Origin of the sequence: Shewanella sp. c952 (genome assembly GCF_019654975.1) — a bacterium.
GTDB lineage: Bacteria > Pseudomonadota > Gammaproteobacteria > Enterobacterales > Shewanellaceae > Shewanella.
Map to the genome: position 1 here is coordinate 1 of NZ_BPEW01000130.1, position 481 is coordinate 481.

General features: G+C 57.2%; 1 protein-coding gene. It reads left to right on the forward strand.

Going from position 1 to position 481, the window contains the following annotated elements:
• Positions 1-481 (forward strand): Ig-like domain-containing protein (locus K5R16_RS22220; RefSeq protein WP_220740593.1); only part of this gene is annotated, 481 nt, incomplete at both ends.

Here is a 481-nt window from a genome sequence, read left to right on the forward strand (position 1 = left end):
AGCGGCAATGTGATTGATGGCAGCAGCGTCGATGGCGATCTCAGTATCACCACCTTCACCATTGCCGGCGACAACACCGTCTATAATGCCGATGGCAGTGACGTCACCCTCAACGGTGTCGGCACCTTTAGCCTGGGCAGCGATGGCCAGTACACCTTTACCCCTGCCGCCAACTATAACGGCAGCGTGCCGGTGATCACTTACACCTTAACCGATGGCTCGGGCGCGACAGATACCTCGACCCTGACCTTGACCGTCACCCCGGTGAACGATGATTTCAGCGATGATAATGAAACTCGCAGCATCGTCGAGGACAGCCCGGAAGTGAGCGGCAATGTGATTGATGGCAGCAGCGTCGATGGCGATCTCAGTATCACCACCTTCACCATTGCCGGCGACAACACCGTCTATAATGCCGATGGCAGTGACGTCACCCTCAACGGTGTCGGCACCTTTAGCCTGGGCAGCGATGGCCAGTACA